Source organism: Lentzea sp. CA-135723, from assembly GCF_050936595.1.
Taxonomy (GTDB): Bacteria; Actinomycetota; Actinomycetes; order Mycobacteriales; family Pseudonocardiaceae; genus Lentzea.
Map to the genome: position 1 here is coordinate 6077355 of NZ_JBNJMK010000001.1, position 18705 is coordinate 6096059.

At 69.4% G+C, this 18705-nt stretch carries 17 protein-coding genes and 2 pseudogenes; 12 read left to right on the forward strand and 7 right to left on the reverse strand.

Translation table 11 applies throughout. The features are described from left to right. Positions 1-26: 26 nt before the first annotated feature. Together purB and ACQEU1_RS28135 are read left to right on the forward strand one after the other, a co-directional pair. Positions 27-1445 (forward strand): adenylosuccinate lyase, encoded by a 1419-nt coding sequence (purB, locus tag ACQEU1_RS28130; RefSeq protein ID WP_433207887.1) that lies wholly within the window; start codon positions 27-29, stop codon positions 1443-1445. Between the two features lie 2 nt (positions 1446-1447). Continuing rightward, on the forward strand, positions 1448-2251 hold the full coding sequence (locus ACQEU1_RS28135) for an MOSC domain-containing protein (RefSeq protein ID WP_433207890.1): 804 nt from the start codon (positions 1448-1450) through the stop codon (positions 2249-2251). On the opposite strand, the gene ACQEU1_RS28140 is transcribed toward ACQEU1_RS28135, so the two are convergent. Beyond that, a complete protein-coding gene (locus ACQEU1_RS28140; RefSeq protein WP_433207893.1) occupies positions 2248-2691 on the reverse strand; it encodes a hypothetical protein in 444 nt (147 codons plus the stop codon). The two genes, ACQEU1_RS28135 and ACQEU1_RS28140, sit on opposite strands and share 4 nt — an antisense overlap. Positions 2692-2777: 86 nt before the next feature. On the opposite strand from ACQEU1_RS28140, the gene ACQEU1_RS28145 reads away from it, so the two are divergent. Together ACQEU1_RS28145 and ACQEU1_RS28150 are read left to right on the forward strand one after the other, a co-directional pair. Beyond that, entirely contained in the window at positions 2778-3653 is an 876-nt protein-coding gene (locus tag ACQEU1_RS28145) for a phosphoribosylaminoimidazolesuccinocarboxamide synthase (protein WP_433207896.1), read from the forward strand. A gap of 65 nt (positions 3654-3718) precedes the next feature. Next, entirely contained in the window at positions 3719-4354 is a 636-nt protein-coding gene (locus ACQEU1_RS28150; protein WP_433207899.1) for a DUF2334 domain-containing protein, read from the forward strand. Here ACQEU1_RS28150 and ACQEU1_RS28155 read toward each other — a convergent pair. Further along, positions 4317-4941, reverse strand: a pseudogene (locus ACQEU1_RS28155) (MBL fold metallo-hydrolase). The gene ACQEU1_RS28150 and the pseudogene ACQEU1_RS28155 sit on opposite strands and share 38 nt — an antisense overlap. Before the next feature lie 237 nt (positions 4942-5178). On the opposite strand from ACQEU1_RS28155, the gene ACQEU1_RS28160 reads away from it, so the two are divergent. Next, positions 5179-6132, forward strand: a complete 954-nt coding sequence (locus ACQEU1_RS28160) for a trypsin-like serine peptidase (protein WP_433207902.1) — start codon at positions 5179-5181, stop codon at positions 6130-6132. Here the strand turns inward: ACQEU1_RS28160 and ACQEU1_RS28165 are convergent. Continuing rightward, the gene (locus ACQEU1_RS28165; RefSeq protein ID WP_433207905.1) at positions 6116-7096 is read right to left on the reverse strand and encodes an NAD-dependent epimerase/dehydratase family protein; all 981 of its coding nucleotides are present in this window, start codon (positions 7094-7096) and stop codon (positions 6116-6118) included. The genes ACQEU1_RS28160 and ACQEU1_RS28165 overlap by 17 nt on opposite strands. A gap of 149 nt (positions 7097-7245) precedes the next feature. On the opposite strand from ACQEU1_RS28165, the gene ACQEU1_RS28170 reads away from it, so the two are divergent. The 4 genes from ACQEU1_RS28170 to purL all read left to right on the forward strand — a co-directional run bounded on the left by ACQEU1_RS28170 (position 7246) and on the right by purL (position 11175). Next, positions 7246-7785, forward strand: a complete 540-nt coding sequence (locus ACQEU1_RS28170; protein ID WP_433207908.1) for a hypothetical protein — start codon at positions 7246-7248, stop codon at positions 7783-7785. Positions 7786-8018: 233 nt separating this feature from the next. Beyond that, positions 8019-8258, forward strand: a complete 240-nt coding sequence (gene purS, locus ACQEU1_RS28175; RefSeq protein WP_030477798.1) for a phosphoribosylformylglycinamidine synthase subunit PurS — start codon at positions 8019-8021, stop codon at positions 8256-8258. After that, positions 8255-8926: a phosphoribosylformylglycinamidine synthase subunit PurQ gene (gene purQ, locus ACQEU1_RS28180; RefSeq protein WP_433207912.1), complete on the forward strand. Its 672-nt coding sequence runs from the start codon at positions 8255-8257 to the stop codon at positions 8924-8926. The genes purS and purQ overlap by 4 nt, the downstream gene beginning before the upstream one ends. Further along, positions 8923-11175 (forward strand): phosphoribosylformylglycinamidine synthase subunit PurL, encoded by a 2253-nt coding sequence (gene purL, locus ACQEU1_RS28185; protein ID WP_433207915.1) that lies wholly within the window; start codon positions 8923-8925, stop codon positions 11173-11175. Before purQ ends, purL begins: the two co-directional genes overlap by 4 nt. Positions 11176-11214: 39 nt before the next feature. On the opposite strand, the gene ACQEU1_RS28190 is transcribed toward purL, so the two are convergent. Next, positions 11215-12006, reverse strand: a complete 792-nt coding sequence (locus ACQEU1_RS28190) for a lysozyme (RefSeq protein WP_433207918.1) — start codon at positions 12004-12006, stop codon at positions 11215-11217. A 42-nt stretch (positions 12007-12048) separates the two neighbouring features. Beyond that, positions 12049-12888, reverse strand: a complete 840-nt coding sequence (locus tag ACQEU1_RS28195) for an aldo/keto reductase (RefSeq protein ID WP_433207921.1) — start codon at positions 12886-12888, stop codon at positions 12049-12051. 78 nt (positions 12889-12966) lie between these two features. Here ACQEU1_RS28195 and ACQEU1_RS28200 point away from each other — a divergent pair, with 78 nt between their 5' ends. Beyond that, positions 12967-13860: a LysR family transcriptional regulator gene (locus ACQEU1_RS28200; protein ID WP_433207924.1), complete on the forward strand. Its 894-nt coding sequence runs from the start codon at positions 12967-12969 to the stop codon at positions 13858-13860. 120 nt (positions 13861-13980) lie between these two features. Here the strand turns inward: ACQEU1_RS28200 and ACQEU1_RS28205 are convergent. Next, positions 13981-14460: pseudogene (locus tag ACQEU1_RS28205) on the reverse strand (pentapeptide repeat-containing protein); the annotation flags it as partial. A 256-nt stretch (positions 14461-14716) separates the two neighbouring features. Next, the gene (locus ACQEU1_RS28210; RefSeq protein WP_433207927.1) at positions 14717-15583 is read right to left on the reverse strand and encodes a pentapeptide repeat-containing protein; all 867 of its coding nucleotides are present in this window, start codon (positions 15581-15583) and stop codon (positions 14717-14719) included. A gap of 71 nt (positions 15584-15654) precedes the next feature. Between ACQEU1_RS28210 and ACQEU1_RS28215 the strand changes: the two genes are divergently transcribed. Together ACQEU1_RS28215 and ACQEU1_RS28220 are read left to right on the forward strand one after the other, a co-directional pair. Then, on the forward strand, positions 15655-16467 hold the full coding sequence (locus ACQEU1_RS28215) for an SAM-dependent methyltransferase (RefSeq protein WP_433207930.1): 813 nt from the start codon (positions 15655-15657) through the stop codon (positions 16465-16467). A gap of 60 nt (positions 16468-16527) precedes the next feature. Then, positions 16528-18693 carry a putative bifunctional diguanylate cyclase/phosphodiesterase gene (locus ACQEU1_RS28220; RefSeq protein ID WP_433207933.1) on the forward strand — a complete coding sequence of 722 codons (2166 nt, stop codon included), beginning with the start codon at positions 16528-16530 and terminating at the stop codon, positions 18691-18693. Positions 18694-18705: the final 12 nt, after the last annotated feature.

An 18705-nucleotide genomic window follows, 5' to 3' on the forward strand; every position in this document is an offset into this window, starting at 1 on the left:
CCGCCGGGTGCACTAACCTCAAGGACGTGACGAAGCCCCGCATCGCCAACGTCCTCGCAGGTCGGTACGCCTCCACGTCGCTCGCGACGCTCTGGTCCGCCGAGCACAAGATCGTGCTGGAGCGCCAGCTCTGGCTCGCCGTGCTCAAGGCGCAGGCGGCCGCGGGCATCGACGTCCCCGCCACGGCGGTCGCGGACTACGAGCGCGTGCTGGAGCAGGTCGACCTGGAGTCGATCGCGGCGCGCGAGCGGGTCACCCGGCACGACGTGAAGGCGCGCATCGAGGAGTTCAACGCGCTCGCGGGCCACGAGCAGGTCCACAAGGGAATGACCTCGCGCGACCTGACCGAGAACGTCGAGCAGCTGCAGGTCCTGCGGTCGCTCGAGCTCATCCGCTCCAAGGTCGCCGCCGTGCTCGGCCGCCTCGCGCGCCTCGCCGCCGAGCACGCCGACCTGGTGATGGCCGGCCGTTCGCACAACGTCGCCGCGCAGGCCACGACGCTCGGCAAGCGGTTCGCGACGGGCGCCGACGAGCTGCTGGTCGCGTTCTCCCGCCTCGACGAACTGATCGCGCGCTACCCGTTGCGCGGCATCAAGGGCCCGGTCGGCACCGCCCAGGACATGCTCGACCTGCTCGGCACGCCGGAGAAGCTCGCGGAGCTGGAGCGCACGGTCGCGGGCCACCTCGGCTTCGAGCGCGTGCTCACGTCCGTCGGCCAGGTATACCCGCGCTCGCTCGACTTCGACGTCGTCTCGACGCTCGTGCAGCTCGCCGCCGCGCCGTCGTCGGTCGCGAAGACCATCCGGCTGATGGCGGGCCACGAGCTCGTCACCGAGGGCTTCAAGCCCGGCCAGGTCGGGTCCAGCGCGATGCCGCACAAGATGAACACCCGGTCGTGCGAGCGCGTGAACGGCTTCGCGGTGATCCTGCGCGGCTACCTGTCGATGGTCGGCGAGCTCGCGGGCGACCAGTGGAACGAGGGCGACGTGTCGTGCTCGGTGGTCCGCAGGGTCGCGCTGCCCGACGCGTTCTTCGCGTTCGACGGGCTGCTGGAGACGTTCCTGACGGTGCTGGACGAGTTCGGCGCGTACCCGGCCGTCGTCGCCCGTGAGCTGGACCGCTACCTGCCGTTCCTCGGCACGACGAAGGTGCTGATGGCGGCCGTGCGCGCGGGGGTCGGCCGGGAGACGGCGCACGAGGCCATCAAGGAGAACGCGGTGGCCGTCGCGCTCGCGATGCGCGAGCAGGGGCTCGCGGAGAACGACCTGCTGGACCGCCTCGGCGCGGACGACCGGCTGCCGCTCGACAAGGCCGCCCTGGAGGCCCTGCTGGCCGACCGCCTGTCGTTCACCGGCGTGGCGTCGGCGCAGGTCGCGGCCATCGTCGAGCAGGTCGCCGCGGTCGTCGACAAGTACCCCGCCTACGAGCCAGAGCCGATCCTGTGATCGTGTCCGACCTGGTCGTCTACCCGGTCAAGGGGTGCGGCGGGTACTCCGTCGCCTCCTCGGCCGTGGACCCGACCGGGTTGCGCGGCGACCGGATGATGATGCTGGTCGACGACGACGGCTTGTTCCTGTCGCAGCGCAAGGTTCCCGCGATGGCGGCGCTGCGGCCGCGCCTCACGGACACCGCGTTGCTCCACGGTGGACGGTCGTTCCCGATCCTCGCCGACGGGCCGCGGGTGCCGGTCACCGTGCACAAGTGGCAGGGCACCGGCATCGACCAGGGAACCGAGGCCGCGCAGGCGTTCTCGGACGCGCTCGGCAGGTCCGTCCGGCTCGTGCGGACACCGCCTGACCTGCACCGGGAGTCCGGCGGGCAGACGGCGGGCGTCGTCGGCTACGCGGACGCGCACGCGGTGCTGATGATCTCGCTGTCCTCATTGGACGGCCTGAACGCGCGCATCCTGGAGCACGGCGGCGCGCCCGTGCCGATGAACCGCTTCCGCCCCAACGTGGTCGTGTCCGGCTGGCCGGAACCGCACACGGAGGACCGCGTGCGGCGGGCGGTGATCGGGGACGTGGAACTGGGCTACGCCAAGGACTGCGTGCGGTGCGCGGTGCCGATGGTGGACCAGGAGACGGGACTGCGCGACGGCCCCGAACCGACCAGGACGCTCGCCACCTACCGGCGTGACCCGGACGGCGGCGTGACGTTCGGGATGAAGGCGGCCGTGGCCGGTTCCGGCACGATCGCGGTCGGCGACAAGGTCGACGTGCTGGAGTGGGCCCAGGCCCTGCCCCGCGACTAGGCCTTCTGCCAGCGCAACCGGTCGCCCCGGCTGGGATCCTTGCGGCACACCAGTTCTCGTTCGAGGATGTCGATCCCGCGCGCGCCTTCCGGGTTGCACGTGCCGTTCTCGGCGACGGTCAGCCCGCGCTGCGGCGGGGTCTCCGAGGTCGGCGGCTGCTGCACGGGCGGAGGCTGCTGAGCCGGCGGCGGTTTCGGCGTCGTCGTCTTCGGCGTGGTGGTGGTCGTCGAGGGTGATGACGACGATGTCTTGACCGTGATGTCGGCGACGTCGGGGGTCGGCACGATGCTCACGGCCTGGGGCACGCTGGAGTTCAGCGAGCCACCTGAGGCGGGAGACGAAATGGGGCTGGAGTCGAAGCTCCACCCGGCCACACCCAGCACGATCAGCAACGCTGCACTGGCCAAAGCTGGGATCCACAAGGCCTTTCTTGTGAGCACGGGTGCACCTTAAGCTTCTTTTGCCTTGATCTGTAGTGGTGAGGGCCTGTTCGTGCTTTCCGAAACCTGGCCCGTAGGCTCAGGCCGTGCCTACGCTCGCTGACTACCAGCACGTCGCCCGCGGCAAGGTTCGCGATCTGTACGACGTGGACGACGAGCTGCTGCTGTTCGTCGCGTCCGACCGCATCTCCGCGTACGACCACGTCCTGAGCTCCGAGATCCCCGACAAGGGGCGCGTGCTCACGGCGATGAGCGTGTTCTGGTTCGAGCGGCTCGCCCCGAACCACCTGGTGGCGTTCGACGACCCGCGCATCCCCGCCGAGGTCCGCGGCCGGGCGCTGCTGGTGCGCAAGCTGCGGATGGTCGACGTCGAGTGCGTGGCGCGCGGGTACCTGACGGGCTCCGGCATGGCCGACTACACGGCGACCGGCGCGGTGTGCGGGATCGCGCTGCCCGCCGGCCTGGTCGAGGCGTCCGAACTGGACCCGCCGATCTTCACGCCCGCGTCGAAGGCCGAGATCGGCGCGCACGACGAGAACGTGTCGTTCGACGTCGTCGCCGCGAAGCACGGTGTCGAGCTCGCCACGAAGCTGCGTGACCGCACGATCGAGCTGTACAGCGAGGCGCGCGCGTACGCGTTGACGCGTGGCCTGATCCTCGCCGACACGAAGTTCGAGTTCGGCCTGGACGCCTCCGGGGAGCTGATCCTCGCGGACGAGGTCTTCACGCCGGACTCGTCGCGCTACTGGCCGGCCGAGGGCTACGAGCCGGGCCGCGTGCAGCCGTCGTTCGACAAGCAGTTCGTGCGCGACTGGCTGACGTCCGAGGAGTCGGGCTGGGACCGGAAGTCGGACGTGCCGCCGCCTCCGCTGCCCGCCGACGTCGTCGAAGCCACCCGTGCGCGCTACATCGAGGCCTACGAGCGCCTTACTGGCCGGTCTTTCGCTGACTGGCTCGCCTGAGTTCTCGCTGGTTTCACGCGGATGTCACCACGGCGTGGCGCACTCATCAGGTGCACTCACAGCTCGTGGTCTCTCTGTCCGGCATCGGTCCGCAGACACTCGACCGATGCGCTGATCTCGCGGCGGGTCTCGACCCGCGGCGCGTGCCGTTGTCGCTGCTCGTGGTCCCCCGCGAGCTCGGCAGGGCGCAGGAATGGGTGCGGCAGCGGTCCGCGCTGGGCGATGCCGTCGTGCTGCACGGCCTCGGTGAACGGCGGTTGCCGGCGTACGAGGCCGGGCTGCTGTTGACGGGAGCTCGCCTGCAGCTGGACGCGATCGGGCTCAACGCCGACACGTTCGCCCCACGGCGGTGCGTGGCGTCGCCCGGGACGTTGCTCGCGCTGGCCAAGCACAAGTTCCAGCGGTGCGCCGACTCGACCGCCGTCCGCGAGGTCGGCAGCGGGCTCGCGACGCTGGGCCGCCTGCACGCGCTGACCGAACGCAGCAGCTTCGGTGAGCTGCGGTCGTTGGCGCTGGTCTACGCGACGGCCCGGTCCGCGCGCCGCGGCGGGCTGACCCGGATCACCGTGGACGCCCGCGACCTGCACCGGCCCGGTGCCCGGCAGGCCGTGCTCGACGCCGTGGACATCGCGCTCGCCCACGACGCCACGCCGACCACCTACGTCAAACTGCCGTCGCCTCGCCTGGCGTCAGCGGCCTGAGGTCCGTGCCCTCGGGCTTCAGGCCCGTGATCAGGTTGTAGACGAACCCCGGGTTGGCCAGCAGCTTCTCGTGGATCGGCACGGCGACCCGGGGCTTGACCGTGCGCAGGAAGTCGACGGTCTCGCTGACCCGCATCCACGGGGCCCATGGCCGGCAGGCCGAGCACGTCGACGTCCTCGTCCGGCACGAAGAGCGCGTCGCCGGGGTGGTAGAACGCGCCGTCGTCGAACACGTACCCGGCGTTCGGGATGACCGGGATGTCGGGGTGGATGGTCGCGTGCGTGCCGTTGACGACCTTCACGGACACGTTGCCGACCTTGAGCATGTCACCCGGCCGGGCGACGGTCGGGTTCTCGACCTTGGGCGCGCTGCCCTCGTCCACGATCAGCTGCGCCTGCGGGTTGGCCTTCAGCAGCGCCGGCAGCCGTTGCTCGTCGAGGTGGTCGGCGTGCTGGTGCGTGACCATCACCGCGTCGAGGTCGGTGAGGTCCTCGAAGCCCGCCGAGAACGCGCCGGGATCGATCAGGACGCGCGTCGTGCCGTTGTCGAGAAGGACGCAGGCATGACCGAAATGGACAAGTTTCACGAAATCCTCCATTACCGACGTTCGGCGGGCTGACACGACCAGGTGACGTCGGAAGTATCGAAAGGCATGAGGAAAACCCTGCAACTCCTCACGGCACTGGCGCTCGCCCTGCCGATGACGTCCATCGTCCCTGCTACCACCACCTCTACACCTGCTCAGGCTGCTTCGCCGCAGACGCAGGAAATCGGAACCGAGGAAAGCGTCTCGGTCCGCGTGGGTGGCGCGAATCGTTCGACGGTGATCGAACGACCGGGCTCCGGATACGTGAAGCTGCATTTCACGGACCTGCGGATCCTGCCAGGTGATGTGCTCACGGTGTCGAACCCTGACGGCACCGAGAAGTACACGTACACGAGAGATCTTCGGTCGTCGTTGACGGCGACCGTCGATGCCTCCGGCTTCTGGGCCATGTCGATCACCGGCTCATCGGCTGTGGTCTCGGTGACGAACCCGCTGTCGCGCGTCCGGGTCGACAAGCTGACCCGCGGCTACACCGAGGCGGAGATGTCGTCCCAGCCGTCCGTGCAGAGCATCTGCGGCACGAACGACTACAAGGACGCCGTTTGCTACCAGTCCAGCAACCCGACCGAGTGGGGCAAGACCGCGTCCGTGGCGAAGCTGCTGCGCAACGGCAGCTCGCTGTGCACGGCGTGGCGGGTCGGCCCCAACAACCGCATGCTGACCAACGAACACTGCTTCACCAGCACCTCCGGCATCGAGGTGTGGTTCAACTACCAGTGCCCGACCTGCGGCGGCACGGCCTCGGCCACCGTCACGAAGGTGCTGGCGGCGTCCGTGCTGAAGTACAGCGCGGCGCTCGACTACACCCTCTTCACCGTGAACAACTTCGCCGCCATCAGCTCGTTCGGCTACCTCGAACTGGACGCGCGCGTCCCGGCCGTGGGCGAGGAGATGTACATCGTCGGCCACCCGGCCGGAAAGCTGAAGAAGTTGTCGTTGCGCGACAACAACAACGGCGGTGGCTACTGCGTCGTGCGTGCCGTACGCGTGAACGGCAGCTCGTCGCAGTCCGACATCAGCTACATGTGCGACACCGAGGGCGGCTCGTCCGGCTCACCCGTGCTGTCGAGGCGCACGCACAAGGTGATCGGACTCCACCACTTCGGCGGCTGCCCGAACCAGGGCGTGCGCATCGACCTCGTCGCCGCGCAGATCAACTCACTGCTGTGAGGATCTCGAGCTCTTCCTCCTGAGTGAGCCCGGCCTTGCGGGGCCGGTCCAACCCGAGGCCGCGTTCGTACTCGAGCGAGTCGAGCGCGGTCTCGGCCAGCGGCCTGGTGCGCAGCCCGTTGGCCAGCGCGTTGCTCACGTCCCGCCCGACCATCTTGGCCCACGCCGCCGGCAACCACAGCGGCAACGACCGCGGCCCGGCCCACGGGTTGATCTTCAACTCCTGCAGCACGGCCTCCTTGACCGGCACGAACTGCGTCCCGGGCGGCGCCGTGGCCCCGGCGATCTCCCCGATGGCCATCTGGAACGGCATGACGGGCCCGGTCGAGTCGTACGTCCCGGTCACCCGCTCCTCGGCCGCGAACACGATCCACTGAGCCAGATCCCGCGCGTCGATGTGCTGAAAACCCAGGTCAGGACTGTCCGGCACGACAACCCGGCCACCCCGCGCCATCCGCGCGGGCCAGTACCCGAACCGGTCGCTGGGGTCGTCGGGCCCGGTGATCAGCCCGGCCCGCACGATGAACTCGCGCCCGGCCAACGCCTCCCGCACCGCGATCTCGCTGGCCACCTTGACGCCGCCGTACCGCTCGGACGTGAACTCCTCGTTCGGATCGTCTTCGAGTGCGGGCAGGAGTTCGTCGCTGCCCGTGCCGTGGTCGGCGTAGACCGAGATGCTGGACACGAACGTCCAGTGCGGCGTCGTCCCGCCGAACGCGGCGATGGCGTCCCGAACCCAGTTCACCGAGTACTTCGACACGTCGACAACGGCGTCGAACTGCTCACCGGCCAGCTTCTCGAACGCGCCGGGCCGATCCCGGTCGACCTGGACGAGCGTGGCGCCGTCCGGCACGCCGCCGGAGGCGCCGCGGGCAGCGCAGAACACTTCGTGGCCACGGCGGACGGCCTCCGCCGTGACGGCCTTGCTGAGGAACACGGTTCCGCCGAGCACGAGGATCTTCATGATCTCCAGCATCCGTCCGATCGGCCTCGGCTGCCAGTGGTCTCGCTTTAGGCGAAATAGCTCGTTGGAATAGGTCCAATGCAGAGTCGTTCGGACCCGATCGGTTGGAGTTGGTGAACTGGTGTTCGCCACCTGCCGATGGACGTTCCGTGAGTCTGCACGCCTTCGTCGACGAGTCGCGGCGAAACAACACGTACCTGCTGGCGGCTGCCGTGGTTCAGCCACGCGAGCTGACCAAACTTCGAAAGTTGCTCAACGGGCTGCGCATGCCGAACCAGCGCGAGCTCCACTTCAAGAAGGAGACACCCGGCCGGCGCAAGCAGATCCTGTCGGCGCTCGTCCGCACTTCGGTTCAGGTCGACCTCTACCTGGCTTGCTGCCGGAAGGGTGAGGAACGAGCGCGGCAGGCGTGCGTGGCGCGGTTGACAGGCGATCTGCTCGACGTGGGTGCGGGACGCCTCGTGCTCGACAGCCGTGAGGCGCGCGACGAGCACGATCTCCTGACGATCAGGACCAGCCTCGGCAAGTACGCGCGGGGCACTGGCCTGGTCTACGAGCACCTGCCCAGTGAGGGCGATCCGTTGTTGTGGATCCCGGACATCATCGCGTGGTGCTATGGCGCTGGAGATGACTGGCTGCGCCGTGCTCAGCCGCTGATCGGCAAGGTCGTCGACACGAGGAAGCCCTAGAAAGCGCGAAGCACGGCGGCCGACCGTCCGGACGGGCACCGTGCTCACTTCTCCGGCTTACGGGCCGAAGCTGTCACCAGACTACCAAACGGCCCCGTCGAGGCAAGGTCGTTCACCCGAAGGTGGAGCCGTGACGATGTGCCCCCGAACACGTGTCGGGAGGATGAACTCCCAGGTCAGGTAGGCTCCCGAGGTACCGCCAGCCCCTCTCCGAACCTCAGGAGCAGTCTGTCGTGGCCCGAGTCGTCGTCGACGTCATGCCGAAGCCCGAAATCCTCGACCCCCAAGGCCAGGCGGTGGCGAACGCGCTGCCTCGTCTCGGCTTCGACGGGGTCACCGCCGTCCGCCAGGGCAAGCACTTCGAGCTGGAGGTCGCCGACGACGTCGACGACGCCACGCTCGCCAAGATCGCCGAGACCTTCCTCGCGAACCCCGTGATCGAGGACTGGACCGTGCGCAGGGTCGAGGCATGAGGGTCGGTGTCGTCACCTTCCCCGGCACGCTCGACGACGTAGACGCGCAACGCGCGGTCAGGTACGCGGACGGGGAAGCGGTCCCGCTCTGGCACGCCGAGCACGACCTCAAAGGCGTCGACGCGGTGATCGTGCCCGGCGGGTTCTCCTACGGCGACTACCTGCGGGCCGGGGCCATCGCGCGGTTCGCGCCCGTCATGCAGGAAGTGGTCGAGGCCGCGCACAAGGGGATGCCGGTGCTGGGCATCTGCAACGGCTTCCAGATCCTCGCCGAGGCCCATCTGCTGCCCGGCGCGCTGACCCGCAACGAGAAGCTGCACTTCGTGTGCCGCGACCAGTGGCTGAAGGTCGAGAACAACACGACCTCGTGGACCACCCGGTACGACCGCAACGCCGAGATCCTCGTGCCGTTGAAGTCCGGCGAGGGCAGCTACCAGGCGGACGACGACACGCTGAAGCAGCTCGAAGACGAGCACCGGATCGTCTTCCGGTACGTCGGTGAGAACCCCAACGGCAGCCGCAACGACATCGCGGGCATCTCGAACGCCAAGGGCAACGTCGTCGGCCTCATGCCGCACCCCGAGCACGCCATCGACGCGCTGACGGGGCCCACGGACGACGGCCTCGGCATGTTCCTGTCCCTGCTCGACACGGTGGTGAACGCGTGATCGACACCGTCAAGAACGCCGAGGCGACGCCCGACCAGGAGCAGCCCTACAAGGAGCTGGGCCTCAAGGACGACGAGTACGCCCGCATCAAGGAGATCCTCCACCGCCGCCCCACCGACGCCGAGCTCGCCATGTACTCGGTCATGTGGAGCGAGCACTGCTCGTACAAGTCGTCCAAGGTGCACCTGAAGTACTTCGGTGAGACCACCACGGACGAGATGCGCGGCAGGATGCTCGCGGGCATCGGCGAGAACGCCGGCGTGGTCGACGTCGGCGACGGCTGGGCCGTCACGTTCAAGGTCGAGAGCCACAACCACCCGTCGTACGTCGAGCCCTACCAGGGCGCCGCGACGGGCGTGGGCGGCATCGTCCGGGACATCCTCGCGATGGGCGCACGGCCGTTGGCGGTCATGGACCCGTTGCGGTTCGGCAAGCCTGACGCCGAGGACACCAAGCGCGTGCTGCCCGGCATCGTCGCGGGCGTTGGTGGTTACGGGAACTGCCTCGGGTTGCCGAACATCGGCGGTGAGGTCGTGTTCGACGAGTCGTACCAGGGCAATCCGCTGGTCAACGCCCTGTGCGTCGGGGCGATGCGCGTGGAGGACCTGCACCTCGCGCACGCGAGCGGCACCGGCAACAAGGTCATCCTCTACGGCGCGCGCACGGGCCTCGACGGCATCGGCGGCGTCAGCGTCCTCGCGAGCGAGACGTTCGACGACACGGCCGGCAAGCGCAAGAAGCTGCCGAGCGTCCAGGTCGGCGACCCGTTCACGGAGAAGGTCCTGATCGAGTGCTCGCTGGAGCTCTTCGCGCAGGACCTCGTCGTCGGCATCCAGGACCTCGGCGGCGCGGGCCTGTCCTGCGCCACGAGTGAGCTCGCGTCGGCGGGCGACGGCGGCATGCACGTATACCTCGACCGCGTGCCGCTGCGGGCCGAGAACATGACCCCGGCCGAGATCCTCAGCAGCGAGTCGCAGGAACGCATGTGCGCGGTGGTCGAGCCGGCCAACGTCGAGGCGTTCCTGCGGGTCTGCGCGAAGTGGGACGTCATCGCCACCGAGATCGGCGAGGTCACCGAGGGCGACCGGCTGGTCATCACCTACCACGACGAGGTCGTCGTGGACGTGCCTCCGCGCACGGTCGCGCACGAGGGCCCGGTCTACGAACGCCCGATCGCGCGCCCCGCCGACCAGGACGAGCTCCAGGCGAACACGCCGGACAGCCTGCCCAGGCCGGACGACCTCCTGGAACTCGTCAAGATCATGGCGGCCAGCCCCAACCTGGCCTCCAAGAAGTGGGTCACCCAGCAGTACGACCGGTACGTCCGCGGCGGCACGGTCCTCGCCCAGCCGAGCGACAGCGGCATGATCCGCATCGACGAGGAGACCGGCCGCGGCGTCGCGCTCTCCACCGACTGCAACGGCCGTTACACGAAGCTCGACCCGTACGAGGGCGCGAAGCTCGCGCTGGCCGAGGCCTACCGCAACGTCGCCACCACCGGCGCCACGCCCGTCGCCGTCACCAACTGCCTCAACTTCGGCTCGCCGGAGGACCCGGCGGTCATGTGGCAGTTCGAGCAGGCCGTGAAGGGCCTCGCGGACGGCTGCGCGGAGCTCGGCATCCCCGTGACCGGCGGCAACGTCAGCTTCTACAACCAGACCGGCACCACGGCGATCCTGCCGACGCCGGTCGTGGGCGTGCTCGGCGTGATCGACGACGTGCGCCGCCGCATCCCCACCGGGATCGGTGCCGAGGCCGGCGAGACGCTGTTGCTGCTCGGCGAGACCAAGGCCGAGTTCGGCGGCTCGGAGTGGGCGCACCACGTCCACGGCCACCTGGGCGGACTGCCGCCGAAGGTCGACCTGCAACGGGAGAAGCTGCTCGCCCAGGTCCTCGTCGCGGGCTCGCGGGACGGCATGGTCAGCGCCGCCCACGACCTGGCGGAGGGCGGTCTCGCCCAGGCGCTGGTCGAGACGTGCCTGATCGGCGAGGTCGGCGCGCGGGTGTTCCTGCAGGGCGACCTGTTCACCGAGCTGTTCAGCGAGTCCGCCGGCCGCGTGCTGGTCGCCGTGCCGCGCACGGAGGAGCAGCGCTTCGTCGACATGTGCACCGCGCGCCGCCTGCCGTGGCGCAAGGTCGGTGTCGTCGACCCGGAGTCGAACGCCCTGGAGATCCAGAACCTGGGCGAGCTCGGACTCGACGAGCTGCGCGAGGCCTGGGAGGGCACCCTCCCCGCCCTGTTCGGCTAGAAAACCGCTGAAGGGGCCCCTGCGATCCAGGGGCCCCGCTCAGCTCGACGCGATCCGTTGCAGCTGCTCGAACCTGCCGTTGAACAGGTTCTGGTCGCCGGGGAAGAGCCCGGCCGCCTGCCACTGCCAGATCGTGTGGAAGTCGAAGCCCACCGGCAACGCCCCGAGCTTCGAGTTGTAGTGCGCCACCCACAACGGGTTGTCGTCGCCGAACTTGTACGAGCCGCCGACGCACTTGTTCCACCAGCTCGTGGACGTGTAGATCGCCGGATGACGTTTCGTGCGCGCGTAGACCGTGTCGCTGAACGCACGCACCCACGTGGTCATGGCGGCCTGGCTCATGTTGTAGCAAGTGTCGCCGTACGGGTTGTACTCCATGTCCAACGCGGGCGGCAGCGTCCGCCCGTCGGGTGACCACCCGCCGCCGTTGTCGACGAAGAAGTTCGCCTGCGCCTCGCCGCTCGCCCGGTCCGGCAGCGCGAAGTGGTACGCGCCGCGGATCATGCCGACGTTCAGGGAACCGTTGTACTGCTGGGTGAACTTCGGGTTCCGGTAGGTGGTGCCCTCGGTCGCCTTGACGTAGGCGAACCGGGCGCCCTTGTCCCACGAGGACTTCCAGTCGACGTCGCCCTGGTGGCTGCTGACGTCCATGCCGGGCACTTTGCCCTCGGTGGGCGGGGAGTCGTCGGAACGAAGGTCGCCCGTGCCTTCGTGCTTGAGGATCTGGGAGCCCGCTGTGTGGTCCGCGGAGCCCTCGGGCAAGGGCGCCGCGGACGCGGGTGCCGGCGACATGCCGGCGACGATCGCCACGATGCTGATCAAGGTCCGCATGGACTAGATCGTGCGACCATTTGTCGCAATTTGCTACCGGGGTCACCCGTCCAGGCGGGACAGTTCCTCGGCGGTCAACTCCAGGTGGGTGGCCTGGGCCGAATCCTGGATGCTCGCCGGGCGAGAAGCACCCGGAATGGGGACTACCACTTCCGACTTCGCGAGCATCCACGCGAGACAGACCTGGTGAGCGCTCACGCCGTGGGCGTCGCCGACCTCCTTGAACGGACCGCTCAACGCCCCCGCCTTGCCGATCCCGCCGAACGGGCTCCACGGCAGGAACGCGATGCCGAGCTTCGCGCACAGCTCCAGCTCGGGTTCGCTCGATCGGAACACCGGCGAGAACTGGTTCTGCACCGCCGCGAGCCGCCCGCCGAGGATGTCGTTGGCCAGCACGATCTCGTCCGGGTTGAAGTTCGAGACACCGGCGTAGCGGATCTTGCCGTTGTCCAGCAGCTCCTTCAGCGCGCCGACCGACTCCGCGATCGGCGTCTTCGGGTCCGGCCGGTGGAACTGGTACAGGAAGATCTGCTCGACGCCGAGCCGCCGCAACGACCCGTCGACGGCTTTGCGCAGGTACTCCGGCCGCCCGTCGAGCTCCCAGCCGCCGCCGGACACGCGCGTGTGACCGCCCTTGGTCGCCACGAACACCTCTTCCGAACGGCCGCGCAGCCCCTCGGCGATGAGCTCCTCGTTGTGCCCGAAGTCGGTGTCGTCGAGCGAGTAGGCGTCGGCGGTGTCGATGAGCGTCACGCCCGCGTCCAGCGCGGCGTGGATGGTCTCGATCGCCTGCGAGCGCTCCGGCCTCCCCTGCGCGGAGATGGGCATGCCGCCCAGGCCGATGGCGCTGACTTCCACTTCTCCGATACGACGCTTCTGCATGTACCCCACTCTGGACCCTGGCGATTAAGCTGTCCAACGCAGAGAAGTGATCTCATTGAGCACCGCAGGTGATGAATCGTGGAACTCAGGCAGCTCGAATACTTCCTCGCGGTCGCCGAAGAAAGCCACTTCACCAGGGCCGCACGCCGGATGCACGTCGCCCAGTCAGGCCTTTCGGCGTCGATCCGGGCGTTGGAGGTCGAACTCGGCGCACCGCTCTTCCTGCGCACCACCCGTCAGGTCGAGCTGACCCAGGCCGGCCGCGCCCTGCTGCCGGAGGCGCGGCGGGCCCTGGCCAGCATCTCGTCCGCCAAGGACGCCGTCGCCGCCGTGCAGGGCCTGCTGCGCGGCACGTTGTCCGTCGGCAGCCTCCAGTGCCTGCACGTCGTGCACCTGCCGGCCGTCCTCGCCCACTTCCACGAACTTCACCCAGGCGTGGAGATCAGGATGCGCCAGTCCGGCAACGCCGACCTCGTCGAGGAGGTCCGCGCGGGCAGGCTCGACCTCGCGTTCGTCACCCGCCAGCCGAAGATCGCCGACGACCTGCGGGTGTCCGCCCTCGCCGGTGAGCCGCTGGTGCTCGCGTGCGCGCCGGGAAGCCCGTTCGCCGGCCGGGAGTCCGTGGCGCTGCAGGAGCTGGCCGGTCAGTCCTTCGTGGACTTCAACCCCGACTGGGGCACGCGCGACCAGGTCGACCGCACGCTCGCAGGGGCAGGGGTCGACCGGCGCGTCGCCGTCGAGGTCAACGACGTGCACTCACTTCTTGACTTCGTGGCCTTCGGGCTCGGCGTCGCCCTCGTCCCGCAGTCGTTCACCCTCAAGACTGATCGCGCGCACTTCGCCGGCCTGCGCGGGGACACGCCCGTCGCCGAGACCGTCGTCGTCACCTCGAACACCGTCAGCGCCGCCGCCGGGGTGCTGCTCGACATGGTCTTCGAGGCGCGGGCGGGCAGGCTGCGGGCTGCCGGCTAGCCGCCAGCCCTCGTGCGCGGTCCGCATCGCCGTCTCCGGCAGCACCTCCAGCTCGCCGACCTGCCGTGACGGCGCGGGCTCGGTGAGCGCGAGGAACGTGCCCACGGCCGCCGCGCGGAAGTCGACCTCGCCGTGGAACGTGACCTCGGAGAACGCGACCCCGCCGGCGAACCTCGTCTCGGTGAGGTTCAGCCGTCCGTGGAAGGTGCTGCCGGACAGGAGCGTGGGCTTGCGGATCTCCATGCGCGGCAACGCGGTGATGCCGTAGAACTGCGCCCGCCGCGCGATGAACCTGTTGACCCGCCTGCCGTCCAGCTGGAAGTACTCCAGCGCGGCACCGGTCAGGTCGAGGTCGTAGAACTCCTTGCGGCCCTTGTCGCCCCACGAGAGCACATCGCGGATCAGCCGTTGCGCGGTCCGCCGCACCTGCTGCTCGCGCTGGACGTCCGGGTCGGCGTCGACGAGGACGGTGTCCGGGTCGGCGCCGTTTTCGGCCCACGTCGGGTGCTTGAACGGCCGCCTCAGGTACGCGCACAGGACGTCGAGCACGGTCTGCTTGTAGCGCGGGGTGGAGTTCGCCAGCCACACCAACGAGTGCATCGCGCCCACACGCACCTGGTCCGCCTCGTTGCCGAGCAGCTCGACCGAGCGCGCGAACCGCTCGTCGGCGACCTTCTCGCTCTCCAGCGAGTGCTTGCGGTCGTTGAGCCACAACGCGTACAGCGCCACGACGGCACCGCCCGCGACCCCGGCCGTCTTCACGATCTCCACCGGCGGAGCCTTGACGAGCCACAGCAGCACCGCCGTCGCGGCGGTGACCACGGCGGCGGAGACGACGGCGAAAAGCCACTTCACGTCAGTTCCTCCACGCTTCTGGCAGGTCGGCCGCCACGGCGAACGTGCAGCCGTCCGCCTTCACCTCGGCCCACTCGGAGTTCAGGAACTTGGTCTCCCCGCCGAACCTCGTCTCGGTGAAGATCGCGAGCCCCTCGGCCTTGAACCGGCTGAACCACCCGCGGCCGACGACCTCGGTGTGGTGCATGTGGAACCGGCCGTTCATGGTCGCCTCGGTCACGTAGAAGTGGCCGTGGATCTTCATGTGGTGGAACGAGTTCGAGTCCTCGAAGTGCGCGACCCGCATGTAGAGGTCGCCGACCTGCCGGTACGACAGGTCCATGAACTCCAGGTGCGCCTTGGTGAGGTTGAGGTCGTAGATCGGCGGGTTCTTGGCATCCAGCCGCGGCAGCAGGTCCTCGATCAGCCGTTGCGAGGTCAGCCGGACCTCCAACTCGATCTCCTCGGGATCGTTCTGCGTCTTGCGGTACGGCTGCCGCAGGTACGCGCAGAGGATGTCGAGGACGGTCTGCGTGTAGTCGGCGCGCGACTTCGCGAGGCCCGCCAACGCGTGCATCGCGCCCACGCGCACCTGCGCCGTCTCGTGGCCGAGCAGTTCGACGGCGCGCGCGAACCGTTCGTCGGCCACCCGCGAGCGGTCGTGGTCGATGCGCTGGCTCTCCAGCTCCTGCCGCGCCTCCTCGACCTTGCGCCGCCGGTCGTTCAGCCACAGCGCGTACAACGCGACTATCGCACCGCCCGCGAGACCGCCCGTCTTGATCGCCTCGTGCTTGGGCGCGCCGGGGTCGATCAGCAGCAGCGCGCCGCCGACCAGCACAAACGCGCCGATGGACGCGAGAATGGTCGACAGCAGCAAACTTTTCCTCACGAGGTCCGCATTCTGCCAAGAGGCGGGTGCATGATGGGTTGGAACGGTCCGAACGCGGTTGGGGTGAGCGAGTGGAGCGGCCGAACTGGGCGCCGGGGGACATCGACCTGGAACGGCCGAGCGTGGCGCGCGTGTACGACTACTGGCTCGGCGGGGCGCACAACTTCGCCGCGGACCGCGCCGTCGGCCAGCACACCCTGGAGACCATGCCCGAGCTGCGCGGCGTGGTGCTGAACCACCGCGCGTTCCTGCGCCGGGCCGTCCGGTACCTGCTGCAGCAGGGCGTGCGGCAGTTCCTCGACCTCGGCTCCGGAATCCCGACCGTCGGCAACGTGCACGAGATCGCGCAGGCCACCGATCCGCGGGCCCAGGTCGTGTACGTCGACATCGACCCCGTCGCGGTCGCGCACAGCCGGTCGTTGCTGGGCGGCAACGACCACGTGAGCGTGCTGCGGGCGGACGTGCGGGACTGGATGGGCGTGCTGGCCTCGGACGAGGTCGACAAGCGGCTCGACTTCGACGCACCGGTCGCGGTGCTGATGATCGCGCTGCTGCACTTCGTGTCGGACGAGGACGACCCGTGGGGCATGATCGGCGGCTACCGCGACAGGCTCGCGACCGGCAGTTTCCTCGCCATCTCGCACGCGGGCTACGAGGCGGACGAGGAGACCGACGCCTCGAAGGAGGCGCGCCGGATCTACGACCGCGACGTCACCCGGATGACGCTGCGCGACCCGGTGGAGCTCACCAGCCTGTTCAAGGGCTTCGACCTGGTCGAGCCCGGCGTGGTGCGGGTGCCCGCCTGGCAGCCCGAGTCACCGGCCGACGTCGAGGAGTCGGGACAGCGGTTTCCCGGGTTCGCCGCGGTAGGCCGGAAGGCGTAGAGATGACTGCGGACGGCGACCGGCCGTATGCTCCGCGTTCGTGGCGTTAGGGCCGAGAAGATGACCGATCGGGTTGACCAGCGGGTGCGTGAGGATCGCTCAGGACTGAGCCCGGCCGTACTGGCCGGTGCGGGTTCGTTCGCGCGCAGCTGGGCCACGGCCGTGATCGGGTCGAGTTACGTGCCGATGACCAGGGCCGAGGTCGCCCAGCACCTCCAGGACCTCACCGAGAAGCTGGTCGCGGCCCTGTTCGCGAGCCCGTTCCGCACCGCGCCGGGCTACGAGATCGGCTCCCGGCTGGTCGACGCGCACTTCACCGGCACCGACACGCTCGGCCGCACGGTCCAGCTGCTCGGCGACGACCTGCTCTCCGAGCTGGGCTTCGCCGGCGACGACCGGCTGCAGTCCCGGCTCGCCGCCCTGCAGGGCTCGCTGGCCGCCGGGTACGCCCGCGCGTTGCGGGAGCGGACGCTGGCCGAGCAGGAGGCCATCAGGGCCGCCGTGCTGGACGCCCGCGACCAGGCCGAGTCGATGCTGCGCGCGTCCGAGGCCCGGTTCCGCGCCATGTTCACCGAGGCCGCGATCGGCATCGGCATCGCGGACATCGACGGCCGGATCCTGGACGTGAACCAGGCGTTGCAGGACATGCTCGGGTTCAGCGTCGAGGAGATGCGCCAGTACAACGTGCGCGACCTCATGCACCCCGAGGACGCGGGCAGCGTGTGGCGCCTCTACGACCAGCTGATCGCGGGCGAGTGCGACCACTACCGCGCCGAGAAGCGCTTCCACCGCGCCGACGGCGAGCAGGTGTGGACGCACCTCACGCTGTCGCTGGTCCGCGACGACCACGGCGAGCCGCAGTACCAGGTCGCGATGATCGAGGACGTCACCGACCGCCACCTGCTGCAGAACCGCCTGCGCTACCAGGCGTTGCACGACCCGCTGACCGGCCTGCCCAACCGGGCGCTGTTCCTCGAACGCCTCGGCCGCGTCTTCAACAACCGGGCCAAGCACGTGCGCGCCGGCCTCTGCTACCTCGACCTGGACGGCTTCAAGGTCATCAACGACTCGCTGGGCCACGACACGGGGGACCAGCTGCTGGTCGAGGTCGGCCGCCGGCTCGACCACTCCGTGTCCGGCGAGGGCAAGCTGGTCGCGCGCATGGGCGGCGACGAGTTCGTGATCCTCGTCGAGGGCTCGTCCGGCGAGCAGGACATCGTCGACGTGGCCGACCGCGTGCTGACCGAGCTCGAGGCGCCGATCCGCATCGCGGGCCACGAGCTGTCCGTCTCGGCGTCGATCGGCATCGTCGAACGGCAGCTGTCCGGCACGACGTCCGCGGACCTCATGCGCGACGCCGACATCACGCTGTACTGGGCCAAGGCGGACGGCAAGGCGCGCTGGGCGTTGTACGACCCGGAGCGCAACGCGCGCGAGGTCGCCCGGTTCACCCTCTCCGCCACGATGCCGCGCGCGTTGGAACGCGGCGAGTTCTACGTCGAGTACCAGCCGTTGGTGCGCCTGGAAGATTCCACGGTGACGGGCGTCGAGGCGCTGGTGCGCTGGCAGCACCCGGAGTTCGGCAGGCTCGCCCCCGACCGGTTCATCGAACTGGCCGAGGAGACCGGCCTGATCGTCCCCTTGGGACGGTGGGTGCTGCGCAAGGCCTGCGAGGAGGCCAGGCGCTGGCTGGAGGAGTTCGGTGACGCGGCGCCGTTCGTGTCGGTGAACCTCGCCGTGCGCCAGTCCCGCGACCCCGAGCTCGTGCGGGACGTCAAGCAGATCCTGGACGAGTGCGCGCTGCCGCCGCACCACCTCCAGCTGGAGCTGACCGAGTCCGCGATCATGGGCACCGCCGACGAGCCGCTGGAGGCGCTGCGGGCGTTGTGCGACATGGGGGTGCGGATCGCGATCGACGACTTCGGCACCGGCTACTCGAACCTCGCGTACCTGAAGCACCTGCCCGTGCACGAGCTGAAGATCGCCGGCTCGTTCATGGAGGGGCTGCGGGCCGAGAACGAGGAGGACCCGGTCGACGCGCAGATCGTGGCGACCCTGGTGCAGCTCGCGCACGCCCTGTCGTTGGGCGTGACGGCCGAGGGTGTGGAGACGCCCGCGCAGGCCGCCCGGCTGCTGCGGTTGGGGTGCGACACCGGCCAGGGCTGGTTCTTCGCCAGGCCGGGGCCGCCGGAGAACATCGACAGCCTGCTGCGTGGTGATCTCTAGACCGGGGAACTC

What these genes read in the sequence shown, in the direction of transcription:
- ACQEU1_RS28165 (WP_433207905.1), bottom strand. Translation starts at nt 7,096, where the DNA reads ATGAAGATCCTCGTGCTCGGCGGAACCGTGTTCCTCAGCAAGGCCGTC.
- purQ (WP_433207912.1), top strand. Translation starts at nt 8,255, where the DNA reads ATGAGGGTCGGTGTCGTCACCTTCCCCGGCACGCTCGACGACGTAGAC.
- ACQEU1_RS28190 (WP_433207918.1), bottom strand. Translation starts at nt 12,006, where the DNA reads ATGCGGACCTTGATCAGCATCGTGGCGATCGTCGCCGGCATGTCGCCG.
- ACQEU1_RS28195 (WP_433207921.1), bottom strand. Translation starts at nt 12,888, where the DNA reads ATGCAGAAGCGTCGTATCGGAGAAGTGGAAGTCAGCGCCATCGGCCTG.
- ACQEU1_RS28220 (WP_433207933.1), top strand. Translation starts at nt 16,528, where the DNA reads ATGACCGATCGGGTTGACCAGCGGGTGCGTGAGGATCGCTCAGGACTG.